Consider the following 17710-nt stretch of genomic DNA (forward strand, 5'->3'; position numbering starts at 1 on the left):
CCCGGAGAGGAGGGGTTCCCCCAGGTCCGCGGAGTCCAGTCCGCGAACACGGTGGGCACCTCGTCGGCGGCGGTCACACCGGATGGCCGTCGGGCCCGGTGCGGCCGGACTGGCTGGAGAACTTGTTGAGGAAGACGTCGTACAGGCCGTCGGGCCGGCGGGTGAGGGTGGCGCCGTCCTGCCAGGTGCCGTTCTCGTCCCACCACTGGCTGCCGTACGGATCACCCTGGTTCTGGTGGATGTTGTGCATGCCGAGCCCGTGGTCGAAGGGCTCTCCGAAGACCATGATCTCCCGGCCGGGCACCAGGATGGGTTCCAGTGCCCGGGCGGCGTCGAGGTTGGAGCCCGAGATCCAGGCGCGGGGCGGGTTCAGCCGGTTCAGCCGGTTCAGGAGGTCCTGGAGCCAGGTGGGCGGGCGTACGGGGAGGGCGCAGCCCGGGCGGTGCTGGAGGGCGGGATGGCGCAGGTAGTCGAGGGCGCCGGAGCCCGGGCTCATCGAGAGGTCGTGGTAGCCGGGGTCCAGGGAGGGCACCGGGTCGAGGACGGAGGGGGCCAGGGTGAACGTCTTCCACTGGACGCCGGTGGTGGACTGTTTGCTGTCCACGTCGACGGCGCACCGGTACCGGCCGGCGGGCGCGTCCACCTCCAGGTTGACGTGGAACCAGCGCCCCTGGGTGTCGGGCCGGTCTCGGAAGTGGCGGTGCAGCGTTCCCGACAGCACCCCGTAGGAGTCGAGCGGCATGACGGCCAGTCAACCACCGTCCCGGCGTCCGGCGCCGTGACGCGCGGGGTACCGTCGCCCCGGCCCCCGGCCGGCCCAGTCCTTCCCGGGTCGGCCGCGCGGCGTCCGGGAGGACGCGGTCGTGCCGCACCGGTCCCGGCGCTCAGTTCGCGCAGCTGGTGTCGCGGGCGGGGCGCTGGCCGGTGGTGAGGAACCGGGTGACGGTGCGGTCCCCGCAGGCGTTGCCGTTGCCGAGGTAGACGCCGTGGCCGCCCTGCTCGACGGTGACGAGTACGGCCCGGTCGCCGAGGGCCTCACGCATCTTCAGGCTCTTGGAGTGGGGCGTGGAGGGGTCGCGGCGGCTCTGGATCATCAGGATGCCGGAGGGGCCGTGGTTGGTGATCTTGGTGGGCTTGTGCTCGGGGGCGTCCTTCCAGAAGGAGCACGGGAGCACGTTGACCGGCATGCCGGCCGTCAGCGGGTGGCGGGCCCGGTCCTCGTCGACGGCGCGCTGCCGGTCGGCCCGGGAACCCCCCGGCCAGGCCACGTCGTTGCACAGGACCGCGACGAGCTGGGCGGCGTCCTCGTCGCGCAGCGGGCGGGCGAGCTCCGGGGGGAGGGCGGGGGTGTGGGCCGGGTCGCGCAGGGCGGCGACGAGCCGGGCGAAGCCGGGGAAGGCGGAGTCGCTGTAGAGGGTGTTCTGGAGGGCCTGGCGCAGGCCGTTGCCGGTCAGGGGCACGCCGGGGGTGGTGGACGGGCGGGGCGCGCGGTCCAGGGAGGCGAAGAGCGAGAGCAGGAGGGGCTCGACCTCCTCGGGGCGCTGCGCCAGCCGCAGACCGTCCTTGTCTCGGTCGGGGTGGGCGGCCCAGGCGGCGAAGTCGGGGAAGCGGTCGTCGGAGCCCTGGGCCATGTTGGCCAGCCAGCCGCGGGCGACGCGCTTGGGGTCGGGGTCGCCGCTGCTGTCGAGGACCCAGCGGTCGGTGCGCCCGGGGTACGTCTGCGCGTACACGGCGCCCACGTAGGTGCCGTACGAGACTCCCCAGGCGGAGAGCTTGCGCTCGCCCAGGGCCGCGCGGAGGCGGTCCATGTCGCGGACCTGGTTGGCGGTGGTGAAGCTCCGCAGCACGGGTCCGCCGTTGCGGGCGCAGGCCTCGGCGGTGCGGCGGGAGCGGGCGAGGTTCTCGGTGATGTCCCCGTCGGGGGCGGGCCAGGAGCGCAGGGCGGTGAGGTAGCGGTCCTCGGGGGCGAGGCCGCAGCTCGCGGTGGTGGAGCCGCCGACGCCGCGGGGGTCGAAGGCGACGAGGTCGTAGGCGCCGGCGAGCTGCTGCTGGAGGGCGGGGCCCTTCTGCGTCAGACGCTGTACGCCGGAGCCGCCCGTGCCGCCGGGGATCACGACGAGGGTGCCGCGCCGGGCCTGGGGGCGGTCACTGCGGATCCGGGAGACGGCCACGCTGATCTGCGGACCGCGCGGGTCGTCGTAGTCGAGCGGTACGGGGAGGTCGGCGCACTCCTGGGTGGCGGGCCCGCCCGGCTTGGCGCAGGGGTGCCAGTCGAGCCCGGGCACCTCCGTGCGGGGGCCGGCGGCGGCCTGCGCCGGGAGGGCGGAGGCGGTGAGGGCGGTGGCGGCGGCCGCGGCGGAGAGGGTCAGCAGGAGGGCCTTGCTCCGGGAAATCGTCATGCGGCAAGCCTCGTGCAGTGCGCCCGGGCGGCCCATCCGGCAGACCGGCCGCCCGGGGGTGGGGCTAACCCCCCTACAGGAAGGCTCCGTTGACCCGGTGCGCGGGACAGCAGGAGTCGCGGTGCATCTGGCGCAGCACGGGCCGCCAGGCCCGGTCGGGGGTGACCGGACCGGGGAAGGCGGCTTCCAGGGCGTCGCGTTCGTACGGGGTGCCTGCGCGGAGGACCGCGCGGACGCGGACCAGGTCGTCGAAGTCGGTGAAGGGGTCTCCGTCGATGAGGGTGAGGTCGGCGAGCCTGCCCGGTTCGGCCGTGCCGAGGTGCTCGGCGGCGCCGTAGACGCGGGCGGGGGTGCGGGTGGCGGTGGTGAGGGCCTCGGCGGGCGAGAAGCCGTACCGGTGGAGGGCGCGCAGGGCGAGGTGGAGGTGGAGGCCGACGGGGGTGAGGGGGGCGTCGGTGCCGAGCGCGACGCGGCCGCCGCCCGCGAGGACGCTCCGGTAGACGGCGACCTCCCGCTCCAGCGCGGTGTTCTGCTCGGGGCTCGGCGGGCGGGCGGCGGCGGTCCGGAGGGCGGCCACGTCCCAGGGCGGCATCATGGCCGTGACCCGCCGGTCCGCGGCGAGGGAGGGGTCCGCGCCGATGAGGGGCAGGGCGGTGAAGGGGGTGGCGACGAGGTCGAAGCGTCCGTGGGTGTAGACCTCCAGGGTGTCCTGGTGGGTGTGGCCGGCGGGGGTGGCGCCGTGGCCGTACTCGGCGCGTTCGGTGGCGATCAGGTGCGTGGTCAGGTCCTGGCCGGACTGGATGCCCGGGGCGCACAGGTGGGAGCCGGAGCGGACGCCGAGCCGTTCGCGGGCGAAGCGGGCGGCTTCTTCCATGAAGGCGTAGGGGGCGCGGACGTAGGTCTTGACGAAGTCCCAGTCCAGGGCCTCGGCGCGGGCAAGGGAGCGGGCGAGTCCGGCGTGCGTGCGGTGGGCGCGGCCCATGCTGTAGGCGACGCGGGAGCCGTCGAGGAGTTCGCCGCCGGCCAGCAGCCGGGGGGAGGCGAGGCGGCCGGAGCGGATGTCCTCGCGCAGGCGGGCCTGTTCGTAGGCGGAGCCGCCGAGGGAGACGGCGGTGGTGATGCCGTAGGCCAGGTGGAGGGCGCCCTGGCGGGCTCCGTAGGTGTAGGGGTACGGGTGGACGTGCGCGTCCCACAGTCCCGGCAGGACGGTGCCCCGGGAGGCGTCGACGGTGCGGGCGGCCCGGCGGCGCGGGCGGTGCGGTTCGATAGCGGTGATGCGGCCGCCGCTGATGAGCAGGTCGACGTCGGGGCGGGGCGGGGATCCGGTGGCGTCCCACAGCAGTCCGGCGTGCACGACGGTGTCGACGGGCTCGGGGCGGCGGTAGGAGAGGGCGACGGGGACGGTGCGGGGTGCCCCTTCGGGGGTGCCGTCGGGGCGGAGGCCGAGCAGCCGCAGGCGGGCGCAGGACTGGTAGAGCAGGGTGCGGGAGTCGGCGGACCAGGACGGGTGGTCGGCGGGTTCGTCGGTGAGGCGGCGGGCGGGGCCGGCGGGGGTGCCGTCGGGGGTGACGGGGAGCAGCCACAGGGCCGATTCGGCGACGCAGGCCAGGAAGCGGCCGTCGGGCGACCAGACGGGGCCGGCGGCGTAGCGGTCGGAGAGGGAGGTGTGCGGGGCGAGGGCGTGGAGGCGGGCGGAGCCGGTGGCGGTGTCGACGATCCGGATCAGGTTGTAGCCCTCGCGGAAGCGGCGGCTGAGCCGGTTGCGGTCGCAGAGGGCGAGGTGGCGTCCGTCGGGGGACCAGCTGGGCGGGCTGGGCAGGCCTCCGCCGCCGAGGGCGGCCACGAGCGGGGTGTCGGTGCCGGAGGCGAGGTCGCGGACGATCAGCCGGCCGGCGAGGTCGAGGGCGGCGAGCCGGGTGCCGTCCGGGGACAGGGAGCCGTAGACCCGGCCGGGCGGGGAGAGGACGCTGTCCCCGCCGTCGGCGAGTTCCCTGCGGCGTACGGTGTTCAGCCCGTCACGGTCGTCGGTGTAGAGCAGGGCCCGGCCGTCCGGGGTCCACACCGGGCCCTGGACGTAGGCGGTGGCGGGGGCCTGGAGGATCCGGCGCGGGGGTCCCCCGGCGACGGGTGCGGTCCACAGGGCGCCGAGCGCGGCGAAGGCGACGCTGCGGGCGTCGGGCGAGAGGGCGGGCAGGTGGATGCCGCGTACGGGGCGGGGGTGCTCGGCTTCCAGGTCGTACTCCTTGACCCGGTAGCGGGGGCGGGGCACTTCGAGGGTGGCGTCGAGGGGGATCTCGTGGGCGGTGCCGTCGCGGTGGGGGCGGATCACCCGGAACCGGCCGTCGAGGGTGATCAGCAGGCGGTCGTCGCCGATCCAGCGCGGGGGCGCGGGGGCGAGGTCGCCGTCGAGGGCGACGGGGCGGCCGTCGGCGTGGAGGGTGAGGTGCTCGGCCCGGCGGGGGCCGGGGGCGGCGGACAGCCAGGCGGTGCGGCCGGACGGGGAGAGGGCGGGGGCCAGCATGCTGCCGGCGGCGGCGGTGTGTTCCGTCCGTACGGGACCGGTCCCGTCGGCGGCGACGGAGGCGAGGACGCGGGCGGTGAGGGTTTCGCCGGACGGGGTGGCGCGCGGGAAGAGCACCCGGCCGCCGTCGGGCGAGAAGACCGGGTCGAGGTCCTCCCAGGCGCCGTCCTGGCCGGGTCCGTCCTGGCCGGGTGCTCCGGTGAGACGGCGCAGGCCGCCGTCGGCGAGGGAGACGGTCCAGATCCGGTACGGGCTTCCGGCGACGGGGTCCCCGCCGCGTTCGGAGCAGAAGGCGATGGTGCGGCCGTCGGGCGACCAGGCGGGCGCGCGGTGGTCGAAGGGGCCGTCGGTGAGGCGGCGCAGGCCGGTGCCGTCGGGGCGCATCACCCAGATGTGGAAGGTTCCGCCGCGGTAGGCGCTCATGGCCACGCGGCTCCCGTCGGGGGAGAACACCGGGCGGCCGGGTTCCAGGTCGGGCGGGGTGAGGCGGGTGGCGGGCCCGCCGTCCGGGGGCAGCGACCAGAGGACGTTCTGCACCTCGGCGATGACGCGCCGCCCGTCGGCGGTGGCGGTGGCCGCGCCGTTGGTGGCGCGGGTGAAGCGCAGCACCGCCCGGTCCCCGTCGGGGGGTCCCTGCGCCGGCGCGGCCGCCGCGCCGCCGGGGGCGCGGAGCCCGGCCAGTGCCGTCAGCGCCCCGGCCGAAGCCGCCCGCAGTACCGTCCTGCGCCCCATCCGCATCCCGGTCACCCGTCCCGTGTGTCGTACCTGCCCGACTGTCCGTCAGGCGGCCAAACGATCAGGACCCCGGCCGGGCAACGGGGACGGGTCCGCCCCGGCGGCCGCGGGGGCCGCCGGGGCGGGGAGGGCGCGGGGCGTCAGGAGATGCGCATGTTGGCCATCATGCCCATGGCGCCGTGGTCGAACAGGTGGCAGTGGTAGACGTAGGTGCCGCGGTAGCCGTCGAAGGTGGCCTGGAGCTTCACGGTCTCGCCCGGCTTGAGGGGCACGGTGTCCTTCAGGCCGGTCTCGGGGCCGGAGGTGACGGGCTTGCCGTTGCGTTCCAGCACCCGGAACTGCACCAGGTGCATGTGGAAGTTGTGCGGGGCGACCTTGTTGCTGTTCGTCACGGTCCAGATCTCGGTGGCACCGTAGGCGATGTCGGTGTCGATGCGGTCCATGTCGTACGTCTTGCCGTTGATGTACGCGCTGCCGCCGGGGGCCTCGTCCATCCGCATGTCGAACTCGCGCTGGACGGTGGCCGGGCCGAGCGGCGGCAGGGTGCGCAGCCGGGCCGGGACGACGCTGTGGTCGGGCGCGGTGCGGGTGACACGGAACTGGAGCACCTTGCCGACCACGTCCGCGGACTCGAACGGGGCGATGTCCTTGTTGCGCAGCTCGATGACGGTGCCGACGGGGTAGCGGGAGAAGTCGATGACGACGTCGGCGCGCTCGCCGGGGCTGATCGCGACCACGTTCGTGCGGTGCGGCTCGGGCAGCAGGCCGCCGTCGGTGCCGATCTGGACGAGCTCGGAGTCGTCGGCGAGGTGCAGGTCGAAGAAGCGCTGGTTGGAGGTGTTGGTGAGGCGGAAGCGGTACTTGCGGGCCGCGACCTCGAAGAACGGCCAGGACTTGCCGTTGGCGAGGACGACGTTGCGCTTCATGAAGTCGCCCATGGCGTAGACGAGCTCGCCGCTCTCGAGGAAGCGTGCGTCGCGCAGCGAGATCGGGACGTCGTACTGGCCGGAGGGCAGGCGCAGGCGGCGCTCGATGTCGTCGGTGAGGATGTAGGTGCCCGTCATCCCGCGGAAGACGTTCTCCGACTCCATGTGGTGGGCGTGGTCGTGGAACCACAGGTTCGCGTGCGGCTGGGTGTTGGGGTAGGTGTACGTCTTCGTACCGCCGCCGGCCGGGATCAGGTCCATCGGGGCGCCGTCGCTGTCCTGCGGGACGTGGGCGCCGTGGAGGTGGATCGAGGTGGGGACGGCGAGGGAGTTCGTCTGCTTGATCACGACGCGCCGGCCCGACTCGGCCTTGATGACGGGCCCGGGGAAGGAGCCGTTGAAGGTGCGCAGCGGGGTCTTGAGCCCGGGCACGATCTCCTTGGTGGCTTCCTTCAGGGTCATGCGGTAGTAGCTGGTGGTGCTCGTGGTCCGGTAGGGCTGCAGGACCGGGGGCACGGGCATCTTCTGCGTGAACTTGGTTATGGACGCGGCGTCGAGTTCGGCGGCGCCCGCGGCGTTGCGGGCCGGCTCTGCCGTGGCGGCGTTCACGGCGGGCAGCAGCATGCCGCCGGTGCCGACGATGCTGGTGGCGGCGACGCCTGCCCGGAGTGCGGTCCGTCGAGTGATCACATTTCCCCCGTGGGTGTGGCCCGGCGCCTCGTGTGCCGGTCGGTCGGGTTGGCGCAAAGTGCGCGGTGGCTGGACGGGGAGAGCCTGTTCGATTGCGCTCGCGCGGCGCTGGTGCGGATGTGGAGGGCTGGTGAGGTGGCCGGAAAGGCCGTACGTACGATGCCCACCGGTGTTCGATACGGAGGAGGGGGACCCGGAACCGATGGACGGGCTGACGGAGCGCCGGAAGCCGGCGGAGAGCGGCAGGGCGACGGAGGGAACCCGTGGGCTGTTGCTCGGGCTGGCGCTCGGGGAGTCGCTGGGCGCGGCGCGGGGCGGGCCGGCGCCGGCGGGGGTGCTGCGCGCGGGGGTCTGCACCCAGCTGGCCTGCTTCACCGTGGAGGGTTCGGTACGGGCCAGCGTGCGCGGCAGCCACAAGGGCATCTGCCATCCCCCGTCGGTGCTGTGGCACGCGTACGGACGCTGGGCGTACCTCCAGGGGATCGCGCGCGAGCACGTGCGCGGGCGCTGGGACCGGTCGGGCGGTGCCCGGGAGTGGCCGGACGGCTGGCTCGCCGGGGTGCCCGCGCTGGCGGAGCGGCGCGGCAGCGCCCCGGCCACCGTCGAGGCCCTGTCGGGGCCCTGGCAGGGCACGCTGGAGGAGCCGGCGACGCGCAGCCGCGGCTGGCACGCGGTGGGCCGGACGCTGCCGCTGGCGCTGTGGGGCGACGCCCGGTCGCCGAAGTACGTCCGGCTGAGGCACCACCAGCTGCGCGAGGTGGCGGCGCTGACCCACGGGGATCCGGGGGCGCAGTGGGCGGCGGTGTGCGCGACCGTGCTGGCCGCGCACTGTCTGGTCGCGGAGTCGGTGCGCGGGGCCGCCGGGGACGCGCTCGCGGCGCTGGGCGGGGTGGAGGACGTACCGCGGGCGGAGCTGGGCCCGCTGGCCGAGGCGCTGGCCGGGGCGGCCGCGCATCCGGGGGATCCGGTGCGGCTGGCGCGGTTGGCGCCGGACGCGACGGCGTGGTCGGCGGTGCTCGGGGGACTGTACGCGGCGGCTTCGTTCCCGGAGCGCGGGGAGGTGGAGCGGGCGCTGCGGTTCGCGGCGGGGGCGCCCGACGGGCAGGCGGTCGCCTGTGTGGCGGGGGCGCTGCTGGGCGCGGCGCACGGGGCTCAGGCGCTGCCGGTGGGGCTGGTGAGCCGGCACGAGCTGGCGTGGGTGCTGGACACCCTGGCGCGGGACCTGTTGTCGGAGCTGCGGGAGTCGCCGGGCGGCGGCGAGTACGAGAAGGGCTGGGACCCGTACTGGTTGCACCGTTACCCCAGCTGGTGACGGGCGTTGGACCGTCCGGGCGGTGCATCGGGGGGTCTTGCGCGGCTGGAGCGATCACGCCCCCTCGGCGGGGGCGCAGCCAGGGATATTGGATGGACGGCGCCGTGTACGCGCTCACCCCGGCTTCTTGACGCTTCATCACAGTGGAGGCAATGCGTGATGCGCACACGGTCGGTCCTGGTGGCCGTCGCCCTGCTCGCGGCCCTGTCGCAGACGGCGGACGGCGCGGTCGCCGCGGGCGGGCCCCTCTCCCCCGCCGGACGGGCGGCCTTCGACGGGCAGGCGGGTCACGACGTGGCCCTGTACTGGATCAGGGGCGCGGGGAACACCGGATGGGCGGCGGCCCAGGAGTTCACCACCGACGACGACCGGCTCTCGCGGGTCTCGCTCTTCCTCGGCGGTACGGCGGCGGCGGGGAGGCTGACCGTGCAGGTGCGTACCGCCCGGGGCGACGCCGGCTCGGCGATCGCCTCGGCCACCGTCGACCTGGCCGCCCTGGGCGGGGCGGGCACGGGCTGGGTGGAGGTGCCGATGAATGCGGCGCTGCGGCCGGGCGCCCGGTACCACCTGTTCGCCCAGGCCACCACCGCCGAGGACAAGAGGGTCACCTGGTACGGCACGCGGACGGCCCCGGCCGGCTTCCCGGCGGCCGCGCAGTTCGACCCGGCCCGGGGCGAGTGGCGGCCGGGTTCGGGCCGCCTGGCCTTCTACGTCAACCCGACGGGCTCCGAGCGGTGCGGGGAGACCGAGGCCTGTTACGTACCGGCCTCGACGAGGCCCGCCCGGACGGCGGGCCTGCTCTTCAACGGGCGGGCGGTGGAGACCGTGAGCCCGCCCTTCGCGGTGGGCGCCCGCTACGTGGAGGGCAGCAACGTGCTGGTGCTGCCGTCGGGCCGCTGGCGCTACCTGCCGGAGGGCGCGGACAAGTCCCGGGTGGTCGAGGCCGGCGACCCGGGCGCGCTGGACCAGATCTCCGAGTCCCAGCGCTGGCTGGCGCAGGGGCTGGTCCCGGGGGCGGCCGGGGCCCGCCGCGAGAGCGCCGGGCGGGCGCTGCTGTCGATGCGGGCGCTGCTGCGGCCCAACGGGGCCTTCGCCGCGGCCTGGCACCCCTTCTGGGACTTCTCCTGGCCGCGTGACGCAGCCTTCGCGGCGGCCGCCTTCGCGCACACCGGGCACGACGAGGAGGCGTACCGGATCCTGCGCCACAGCGCCGCGACACAGCGGGCGGACGGCACCTGGGAGGCCCGTACCAAGCTCGACGGCTCGGGACCGCCGGATTCCCGGCCGTGGCAGCTCGACGCCAACGGCTGGGTCCCCTGGGCCGCCTGGCAGTGGTACCGGACCGCGCCCCGAGCGGGCCGGGAGGAACGGCTGCGCGGGCTGTACCCCGCGCTCGCGAAGGCCGCCGACTACGCGGCGGCCTCGCTCGACGGCGAGGGGCTGCCGCCGGCCTCCCCCGACTACTGGGAACTGCCCACGCAGACCGCCAACCTCGGCACCGCCGCACCGCTGCTGTCCGGCCTGCGGGCCGCCGCCGACCTGGCCTCCGGGCTCGGGCGGGAAGCGGACTCCGCCCGCTGGGCCTCCGCCGCGGTGCGGCTGGAGGCCGCCATCGCCAGGCGGTTCGGGCCGCTCGGCTACCCGCGCACCCTCGACGGGCAGTTCGGCCCCGACACCGCGGTGGCGTTCATGGCGCCCCCGTTCAACCGGGCCCCCGCCGGTCTCCCCCGGGCGCTCGACGACACGTACCGGGCACTGCGGAGGTCCAACGGCGGGCTGGTGCCGGGCACCGACGACTCGGAGTGGGGGAACGTCACGTGGACGCCGAGCACCTCGTTCTTCGCCCTCGCCTGGTCGGCGACGGGTGAGCGGGAGAAGGGCCGCGCCGTGCTGGACTGGGTGCTCGCCCAGCGCAACGTGCTGGGCGAACTGCCCGAGACGGTGGACGAGGAGGGCCGGCCGCGCGCGGTCGCGCCGCTGGGCTGGACCGACGCGCTCGTCCTGCTGACCCTCGTACAGGAGGGCGCCACTCCGCTCCCGACGCCTCCCACCCCCCGTACGTGACCTACGGGTACGGTCTGACCCCGGACGGCGGGTCCACGGCGAGCCGTACCGGTGGGCGCGGCGGCCGGGCCGGCAGGTGCAGCGGTCCGCGCCCCGGGGTGAGGGAGCCGAGCAGCCGGGGCCCCCGGGCGCCGGTGCAGCCGGGGGCGTTGCCGGGCAGTCCGTGGAGGGTGAGGAAGCCGAGGACGGCGAAGGCGTACGCCTCCTTGGCGGCGGCGGGCAGGCCCAGGGCCGCCGAGTCCAGCAGGGCGGTGCGCGGAGGCAGTTCCTCGCGGAGCATGGCCATGAGGACCGGGTTGCGGGTGCCGCCGCCGGAGGCGATGACCTCGGTGACGCGCAGCGGGCGCAGGGCGTCGGCGACGGTCCGGGCGGTGAGCCGGGCGAGGGTGGCGAGGAGGTCCTGCGGGGGGAGGGCGGGGCAGTCGTCGAGGGCGGTGCGCAGGTGGCCGTGGTGGAACAGCTCCTTGCCGGTGGTCTTGGGGGCGGGGCGCCGGTAGTACGGCTCGGCGAGCAGGCGACGCAGGAGCGGTTCGTGGACCCGGCCGGCGGCGGCGAGGGCGCCGTCCTCGTCGTACCCGAGGCGCCCGCCGGTGACTTCGCGTACGGCGGCGTCCATCAGGGCATTGCCGGGTCCGGTGTCGAAGGCCACCGGCGGGCCGGCCGCGGGCACGGCGGTGAGGTTGGCGATCCCGCCGATGTTCAGGGCGGCGGGCGTCCCGGGGCGTCCGCGCAGCAGCATCAGGTCGACGAGGCTGACGAGCGGGGCACCCTGGCCGCCGGCCGTGATGTCGCGGGGCCGGAAGTCGGAGACGACGGGACGCCCGGTGGCCTCGGCGATCCAGGCGGGGCTGCCCAGCTGGAGGGTGCCGTGGACCTGCCCGGCTTCGGTCCAGTGGTAGACGGTCTGGCCGTGCGAGGCGATCAGCCCGGCGCGGCCGGCGCACAGTTCGCGGTCGGCGCGGACCGCGAGGGCGGCGAAGACCTGCCCGATGCGGGTGTCGAGGAGGCACACGTCGGCCAGGGTGGTGGCCGCGGGCGGCAGGGAAGCGGCGAGGGCACCGCGCAGGCCGTCCTCGTAGGGGGCGCTGACCAGTCCGAGCGGGACCAGCCGCAGGGTCTCGCCGTCGTCCTCGAGGGTCAGCCGGGCCGCGGCCGCGTCGACGGCGTCGTACGAGGTGCCCGACATCAACCCGATCACCCTCATGGCAGGGGCCTCCTGTGGCCGTCGCCGCGCACGCCGGCCAGGGCGAGGGCGCTGAGGGCGCAGGTGCCGGCGGCGTAGTAGGCGGGGACGTCGTGGTCGCCGGTGGCGGCGGTCAGGGCGGTGATGACGAGACCGGCGCAGCCGGAGAACACCGCGCCGCTGAGGGCGTACGCCAGCCCGGGCCCGGTGCAGCGCACCCGGGCGGGGAACATCTCGGCGAGCATGGCGGGGCCGGGGCCGGCGAGCAGGCCGACGGTGGCGCCCGCGCCGAGGACGGCGGCGGCCTTGGCGGCGGCGGGGGCGGCCGGGTCCTGGAGGAGGTGGAGCAGCGGGAGCGCGAAGAGGGTGACGGCGAGGGCGCCGGCCAGCATGACGGGGCGGCGGCCGACGCGGTCGCTGAGGATGCCGGCGGGCAGGATGGCGGCGGCGAAGCCGAGGTTGGCGAGGGTGGTCGCGACCAGGGCCTGGTGGAAGGAGGCGCCGAGGGTGGCCTGGAGGTAGGAGGGCAGGACCACGAGGAAGGTGTAGCCGGCCGCCGACCAGCCCATGAGCCGGCCCACCGCGAGGGCGACGGCCCGGACGGTGCGGGTGCGGGCGGGGGCCCCGGCATCCGGCGGCGGGGTCGGGGACGGCGGGGACGGGACAGGGGGCGCGGGCGGCGGCTCCGCGGGCAGTCCGGAGCGCAGCCGGTACGCGGCCAGGCCGAGCGGCAGGGCCAGCAGGAAGGGGATCCGCCAGCCCCAGGCGTGCAGGGCTGCCGGGGTGAGGAGTCCGGCCAGGAGGGCGGCGACGGCCGCGCCGGCGAGCAGGCCGAGGGCGACGGTGAAGGACTGCCAGGCGCCGTGGCGGCCCCGCCGGCCCGGGGGCGCGGATTCCGTCATCAGGGCCACGGCCCCGCCGAACTCCCCGCCGGTGCAGAGCCCTTGCAGGACGCGGAGCAGGACCAGGAGCCAGGGGGCGGCGGCTCCGATGGCGTCCCGGGTCGGGAGGAGGCCGATCAGGGTGGTGGCCAGGGTCATCAGGGCGATGACGAGGATCAGGGCGGGGCGGCGGCCGATGCGGTCGCCGAGGCGGCCGAAGAGGAGGGCTCCGGCGGGCCGGAAGAAGAAGGACACCGCGAAGGAGGCGTACGTGGCGACCAGGGGCCCGGCGCCGCCCTGGCCGGCCGCCCCGGAGGGGGTGAAGAACCGGTCGGCGATGACCGTGGCGAAGGCTCCGTAGACGCCGAACTCGTACCACTCGGTGAAGTTCCCGACGGAGCCCGCGAGCAGCACCCGGCGCGGGCCGGCGGCGGGCGGGGCGGGGCGGCGTACTTCGAGGGGGGCCATGCCTCAGGTCGTCGGGGTCAGGCGCGAGGGGCTGTCCGGCGGCGGGGGCGGTGCGGCGGCGCGGTTCAGGGCGCTGCCCGAGAGCCAGGTGCGCCAGTCCAGGTTCCAGTCGCCGATGCCGTTGCCGAAGGGGTCCATCTTCGCGCCGCCGCTGTTGACCACCTCGACGATGTCGCCTTCGCGGACGGTCCCGAAGAACCAGGCGGCGTCCTCGGTGGACATGCCGGTGCAGCCGTGGCTGACGTTCTCCTCGCCCTGCGCCTCGACCGACCAGGGCGCGGCGTGGACGTACTCGCCGCTCCAGGTGACCCGTGTCGCGTAGAAGACGGGGAGGTCGTAGAACTCCTTGGTGCCCTTCTTGATGCCGACGGTGTCCCCGCGCATGCGGACCTTGTACTCCTTGCCGAGGACGACCTTGATGCCGCTGCGGGTGCGGAAGCCGGCCTTGCCGGTGGTGACCGGGATGGTCCTGATGACGCGTCCGTTGCGGCGTACGGTCATCAGGTGGGCGGCGGAGTCGGTGACGGCCTCGATGCGGTCCCCGACGGTGAATTCGAGGGGGTCGGAGGGGCCTCCGTAGCCGTGCTCGCCGAGTTCGACCCCGTCGAGGCCGCTGCGGACGCGCACGACGGTGTGGGCGGGCCAGTAGGTGCGGGGCCGGAAGTGCAGGGTCGAGCCGTCGACCCAGTGCCAGGCTCCCTCGACGCGGGGCCGCGAGGTGACCTGGAGGGCCTGCTCGACGCGGGCGCGGGCGTCGGGGTCGTCGGCGGGGACCGGGTGGCTGAGCTCGGCGGTGACGATCTCGCCCGCGCCGTACGTGCCGGGGCGGGGGCCGAACTCGGCGGTGAGCCTGCCCCCGTCGTCGGGCGCGTCGGGCGGTGAGGTCCGGAAGACCATGCCGACGCCGACGGGGGCGCCGCGGCCGTCCTGGGCGCGGACCCGCACGGTGTAGCCCTCCCCCGCGCGCAGGGGTTCGGTGTTGCGCCAGTGTCCGCCGTCCGGGCCGAGTTCGCCGGCGAGGTGGCGGCCGTGCCCGTCGGTCACGGTCACGTCGGTGAGACGGCCGGCCTCCGGCCGGGCGAGGGTGATCTCCAGGGGGGAGCCCGGGTCGGTGGGGAGTTCGTCGGCCTCGCCGAGGGCCGGGTCCCGCAGGACGGCGCCGCCCCGGGCGGTGGCGAGCACCCGCTGTTCCCGCCAGGTACCGCAGCGGCCGCCCCGGAAGGCTCCGGCGGCGCACCATCCGGCGGCGTCCGCGCGCGGGCCGCCGTCCAGGGCGTGGCCGACCAGCAGGGTGACCGCCGCCTCCGGGGCGGGCCCGGGGGCCGCCGCCGCTTCGGCCGTGCGGCCCGGTGCGTGGGCGAGGGCCAGCGCGGCCCCCGTCACCGCGGCGACCGCACTCCACGCCTTCGTCCCTGACTTCGCCACGCAGCCCTCCCAGTTGTCCCACGGCCGGATGACGACATCAAAGAGGACGGAAAGCCGAAACGATGATCATAAACTCGGTCCTGCGTCCGAACGGGCGCCCCAAGTGAACCCGGACGGAGCACAGCGCCCGTCCCTGCGGGCGGGTCGGGAAGAGCGGCGGCGCGGCGGAGCGGAGCGATCCGGTCCCGTAGGCTCGGCGGATGGCGAAGTACTTCGACGTGCACCCCGAGAACCCCCAGCGGCGCACCCTCAGCGGCGTGGCCGACAGCATCCGCTCCGGCGCGCTCATCGCGTACCCCACGGATTCCTGTTTCGCGCTGGGATGCCAGCTGGGCAACCGTGACGGCATCGCGCGGATCCGGTCGATCCGCAACCTGGACGACAAGCACCACTTCACCCTCGTGTGCCAGAACTTCGCCCAGCTGGGGCAGTTCGTGCACGTGGACAACGACGTGTTCCGGGCCGTCAAGGCGGCGACCCCGGGCCCCTACACCTTCATCCTCAAGGCCACCTCGGAGGTGCCGCGCCAGCTGCTGCACCCGAAGAAGAAGACGGTCGGGGTCCGGATCCCCGACCACCTCGTCACCCAGGCCCTGCTCGCCGAGCTGGGCGAGCCGCTGCTCTCCAGCACCCTGCTGCTGCCGGACGAGGAGGAGCCGATGACGCAGGGCTGGGAGATCAAGGAGCGGCTCGACCACGTGGTGGACGCGGTGGTCGACTCCGGCGACTGCGGCACCCGGCCGACCACGGTCGTCGACTTCTCCGGCGGCGGGGTGGAGATCCTGCGCCGCGGAGCGGGCGACACCGCACGCTTCGAGTAGCACGCCGGCCCGCGCGCCCCGGCCGGCTCCCGGCCGGGGCGCTTTTTCCTGGGCGGCGGATTCCGGTTCGGGTTCCGGAATTCACCGTTCCAGCCGTCGGGCACGACTGGAATGCGCCAGTCCGGTCACCTCATCCGGCCATCCGGCGCCCCTCCGCGAATGCGGCCTCCATCGACACTCGACCGCGCTTCCATCAGAACTCGTTTATGCCTGAACAGAATTGACGAACCGGCGGTAACTCCACGGATTCCCGGCGTAACAGAGAGGAGAAAAACGCCTGGACCGCCGGAATCGACCCGGATCTCGGTTCGACTTCCACAAGATCCGTTCTGTAGGGTTCCAGATATTCACCGCCCAACGGGGAGCGGCGAGCAGCCGCGGGCACTGGTCCGGACTCCTTCGGGAGTACGCGTCCGTCATCGCGGCTCGCGGGAACGACGCCCCCCGTCATCACGCTCATCTGCGACACACGTGACCCGACACGGGGGACCAATGCGGTTCCAGCTTTTGGGGCCCTTGAGTATTGCGCACGGCCCCGAGACAGTAGTTCTCAAACCTTCCAAACCGACCAGCCTTCTCGCCGCTCTCCTGCTCCATCCCGGCGCCGTCGTTTCCACCGGCTATCTGCTGCGCGCCGTATGGGACGAGGAGCCTCCCGCCACCGCCCGGGCCGCACTCCAGACCTGTGTGCTGCGCCTGCGCAGGTTATTCGCGAAATACGGCATATCCGCGACCACCATCGAGGCCGTGCCGGGCGGTTACCGCATGCGCAACGACACCGAAACGCTCGACCTCGTGCTGTTCCGGTTACTGACCGCGCAGGCGCGGGCCGCCGCCGGGACCGCCGAGGAGCTGTACCGGCTGCGGGAGGCGCTCTCGCTCTGGCAGGGGCAGCCCCTGTCCAACGTGGCCTCGGGCATGCTCCACCGGGACGCGGTGCCCGCGCTCGAACAGGAGCGGCTCCGGGTTCTGGAGCGGGTGTGCGACCTCGAACTGGCCGCCGGGAACTGCCACCAGGTGCTCGTCGACCTGTACGAGGGCGCCCGCCGCCAGCCCGTCCGCGAGCGCTTCACCGAGCAGCTCATCGAAGCGCTCTACCGCACCGGCAGGCAGGCGGAGGCGCTCGCCGAGTACCGCACCGTGCGCGAGCGGCTGCGCGAGGAACTCGGCGTCGACCCGGGGCCGGGCCTGCGGCGCCTGGAACTGGCGATCCTGCGGGCCGAGGAGCTGGGCCCGGCCGGCCGGCCCGAGGACCTCGGACCGGCGCCGCCGCGCCCCGCGCCGGCCGTGCGCGACCGTGCCCCCGAGCAGCCCGGACCACCGCCGGTGCCCGGTTTCGCCGGGCGCCGGGCGGACCTGCGGGCCCTGGCGCTGCGCCTCACCGACGCCGACGGACCCCGGCTGCTGGTCGTCTCCGGAGCCCCCGGGATCGGCAAGTCGGCGCTCGCGCACCAGAGCGCGTACGAGGTCCGGCGGACCTTCCCCGGCGGAGTGTCGGGCATCGACCTGGCCCGGCCCGACGGGAGCCCCCTGGACGTCGAGGAGGCGCGCAAACTGCTGCCGGAGCCGGGTGGCGACGGCCGGCGGCTGCTGGTCCTCGACAACGCGGCCGGGGCCGGACAGGTGCTGCCGCTGCTGCCGGAGACCGGCGGCGCCACGGTACTGGTGACGAGCCGGCGCGCCCTCGCCGCCGCCGTCGCCAGGCACGGCGGCTTCGTGCACCGGCTCGACGTCCTCGCGCCGGCCGAGGCCCACGAACTGCTCACCGGTCTCGTCGGGGCCGGGCGGATCGCCGCCGAGGAGCGGGCGGCGCGTGAACTGGCCGCCGTATGCGGCCACTTCCCGCTGGCGCTGCGGATCGCCGCCGGACGGCTGCTGACCCGGCCGGGGCTGTCCGTCGCCGACTGCGCGGCCTGGCTGGCGGAGGACCCGCCGGGCCGGCTGGCCCTCGCCGAGGACCCCCGGCTGTCGGTGCCGGAGGTCCTCGGGCAGGCCGTCGGCGCGCTCCCGCCCGATCTGCGGGAGGCTTTCCTGCGGATGGGCTCGCTCGAGCCGCACTCCGGTCCGGCCACAGCCGCGGGCGAGAGCGTGCTGGAACAGCTCGTGGAGGCCGGGATGCTCGAGGACGGGCCGCCCGGCGAGCCCTACCGGATCCACGCCTTCCTCCGCGTCTACGCGCGGTGGCTCGCCCGGGGCCGTGACGGCGCCGCGGCCCTCCTGCCCGGCTGAGGCGGCTCCGCCCGCCTCCCCGACATTTCCCACCTCACGTCTTCGTCCCCATCAGA

Annotated in this window: 11 protein-coding genes; 4 read left to right on the forward strand and 7 right to left on the reverse strand. The window is 75.2% G+C overall.

What is annotated here, in order from left to right; genetic code table 11:
* Positions 1–73: 73 nt before the first annotated feature.
* The 4 genes from ACZ4WZ_RS16480 to ACZ4WZ_RS16495 all read right to left on the reverse strand — a co-directional run bounded on the left by ACZ4WZ_RS16480 (position 74) and on the right by ACZ4WZ_RS16495 (position 7271).
* Positions 74–742 carry a DUF2278 family protein gene (locus ACZ4WZ_RS16480; RefSeq protein WP_467890619.1) on the reverse strand — a complete coding sequence of 223 codons (669 nt, stop codon included), beginning with the start codon at positions 740–742 and terminating at the stop codon, positions 74–76.
* 142 nt (positions 743–884) lie between these two features.
* Positions 885–2399 carry an alpha/beta hydrolase gene (locus tag ACZ4WZ_RS16485; protein ID WP_467890623.1) on the reverse strand — a complete coding sequence of 505 codons (1515 nt, stop codon included), beginning with the start codon at positions 2397–2399 and terminating at the stop codon, positions 885–887.
* Between the two features lie 73 nt (positions 2400–2472).
* The gene (locus tag ACZ4WZ_RS16490) at positions 2473–5652 is read right to left on the reverse strand and encodes an amidohydrolase family protein (protein ID WP_467890626.1); all 3180 of its coding nucleotides are present in this window, start codon (positions 5650–5652) and stop codon (positions 2473–2475) included.
* A 143-nt stretch (positions 5653–5795) separates the two neighbouring features.
* Complete coding sequence (locus tag ACZ4WZ_RS16495; RefSeq protein WP_467890629.1) at positions 5796–7271, reverse strand: multicopper oxidase family protein; 1476 nt, start codon at positions 7269–7271, stop codon at positions 5796–5798.
* A 169-nt stretch (positions 7272–7440) separates the two neighbouring features.
* Here ACZ4WZ_RS16495 and ACZ4WZ_RS16500 point away from each other — a divergent pair, with 169 nt between their 5' ends.
* Positions 7441–8583, forward strand: coding sequence for an ADP-ribosylglycohydrolase family protein (locus tag ACZ4WZ_RS16500; protein ID WP_467890631.1), 1143 nt, complete (start codon positions 7441–7443; stop codon positions 8581–8583).
* A gap of 159 nt (positions 8584–8742) precedes the next feature.
* The gene (locus ACZ4WZ_RS16505; protein WP_467890885.1) at positions 8743–10647 is read left to right on the forward strand and encodes a choice-of-anchor R domain-containing protein; all 1905 of its coding nucleotides are present in this window, start codon (positions 8743–8745) and stop codon (positions 10645–10647) included.
* A gap of 1 nt (position 10648) precedes the next feature.
* Here the strand turns inward: ACZ4WZ_RS16505 and ACZ4WZ_RS16510 are convergent, their stop codons facing one another.
* From ACZ4WZ_RS16510 to ACZ4WZ_RS16520, 3 genes are read right to left on the reverse strand one after another with little or no spacing between them, the layout of a single operon-like run.
* Positions 10649–11851, reverse strand: a complete 1203-nt coding sequence (locus tag ACZ4WZ_RS16510) for an anhydro-N-acetylmuramic acid kinase (protein ID WP_467890634.1) — start codon at positions 11849–11851, stop codon at positions 10649–10651.
* Positions 11848–13179, reverse strand: a complete 1332-nt coding sequence (locus ACZ4WZ_RS16515) for an MFS transporter (RefSeq protein WP_467890636.1) — start codon at positions 13177–13179, stop codon at positions 11848–11850. Before ACZ4WZ_RS16515 ends, ACZ4WZ_RS16510 begins: the two co-directional genes overlap by 4 nt.
* 3 nt (positions 13180–13182) lie before the next feature.
* Positions 13183–14604 (reverse strand): L,D-transpeptidase, encoded by a 1422-nt coding sequence (locus tag ACZ4WZ_RS16520; RefSeq protein WP_467890639.1) that lies wholly within the window; start codon positions 14602–14604, stop codon positions 13183–13185.
* A gap of 200 nt (positions 14605–14804) precedes the next feature.
* Between ACZ4WZ_RS16520 and ACZ4WZ_RS16525 the strand changes: the two genes are divergently transcribed.
* Together ACZ4WZ_RS16525 and ACZ4WZ_RS16530 are read left to right on the forward strand one after the other, a co-directional pair.
* Complete coding sequence (locus tag ACZ4WZ_RS16525; RefSeq protein ID WP_467890642.1) at positions 14805–15425, forward strand: L-threonylcarbamoyladenylate synthase; 621 nt, start codon at positions 14805–14807, stop codon at positions 15423–15425.
* Positions 15426–15941: 516 nt separating this feature from the next.
* A complete protein-coding gene (locus tag ACZ4WZ_RS16530; RefSeq protein ID WP_467890644.1) occupies positions 15942–17654 on the forward strand; it encodes an AfsR/SARP family transcriptional regulator in 1713 nt (570 codons plus the stop codon).
* Positions 17655–17710: the final 56 nt, after the last annotated feature.

The organism is Streptomyces sp. NPDC029122, from assembly GCF_055569445.1.

Excerpts from the sequence above, each read along its gene's own strand:
- ACZ4WZ_RS16490 (WP_467890626.1), bottom strand. The coding sequence starts at position 5,652 with ATGGGGCGCAGGACGGTACTGCGGGCGGCTTCGGCCGGGGCGCTGACG.
- ACZ4WZ_RS16480 (WP_467890619.1), bottom strand. The coding sequence starts at position 742 with ATGCCGCTCGACTCCTACGGGGTGCTGTCGGGAACGCTGCACCGCCAC.
- ACZ4WZ_RS16485 (WP_467890623.1), bottom strand. The coding sequence starts at position 2,399 with ATGACGATTTCCCGGAGCAAGGCCCTCCTGCTGACCCTCTCCGCCGCG.
- ACZ4WZ_RS16510 (WP_467890634.1), bottom strand. The coding sequence starts at position 11,851 with ATGAGGGTGATCGGGTTGATGTCGGGCACCTCGTACGACGCCGTCGAC.
- ACZ4WZ_RS16525 (WP_467890642.1), top strand. The coding sequence starts at position 14,805 with ATGGCGAAGTACTTCGACGTGCACCCCGAGAACCCCCAGCGGCGCACC.
- ACZ4WZ_RS16505 (WP_467890885.1), top strand. The coding sequence starts at position 8,743 with ATGCGCACACGGTCGGTCCTGGTGGCCGTCGCCCTGCTCGCGGCCCTG.
- ACZ4WZ_RS16515 (WP_467890636.1), bottom strand. The coding sequence starts at position 13,179 with ATGGCCCCCCTCGAAGTACGCCGCCCCGCCCCGCCCGCCGCCGGCCCG.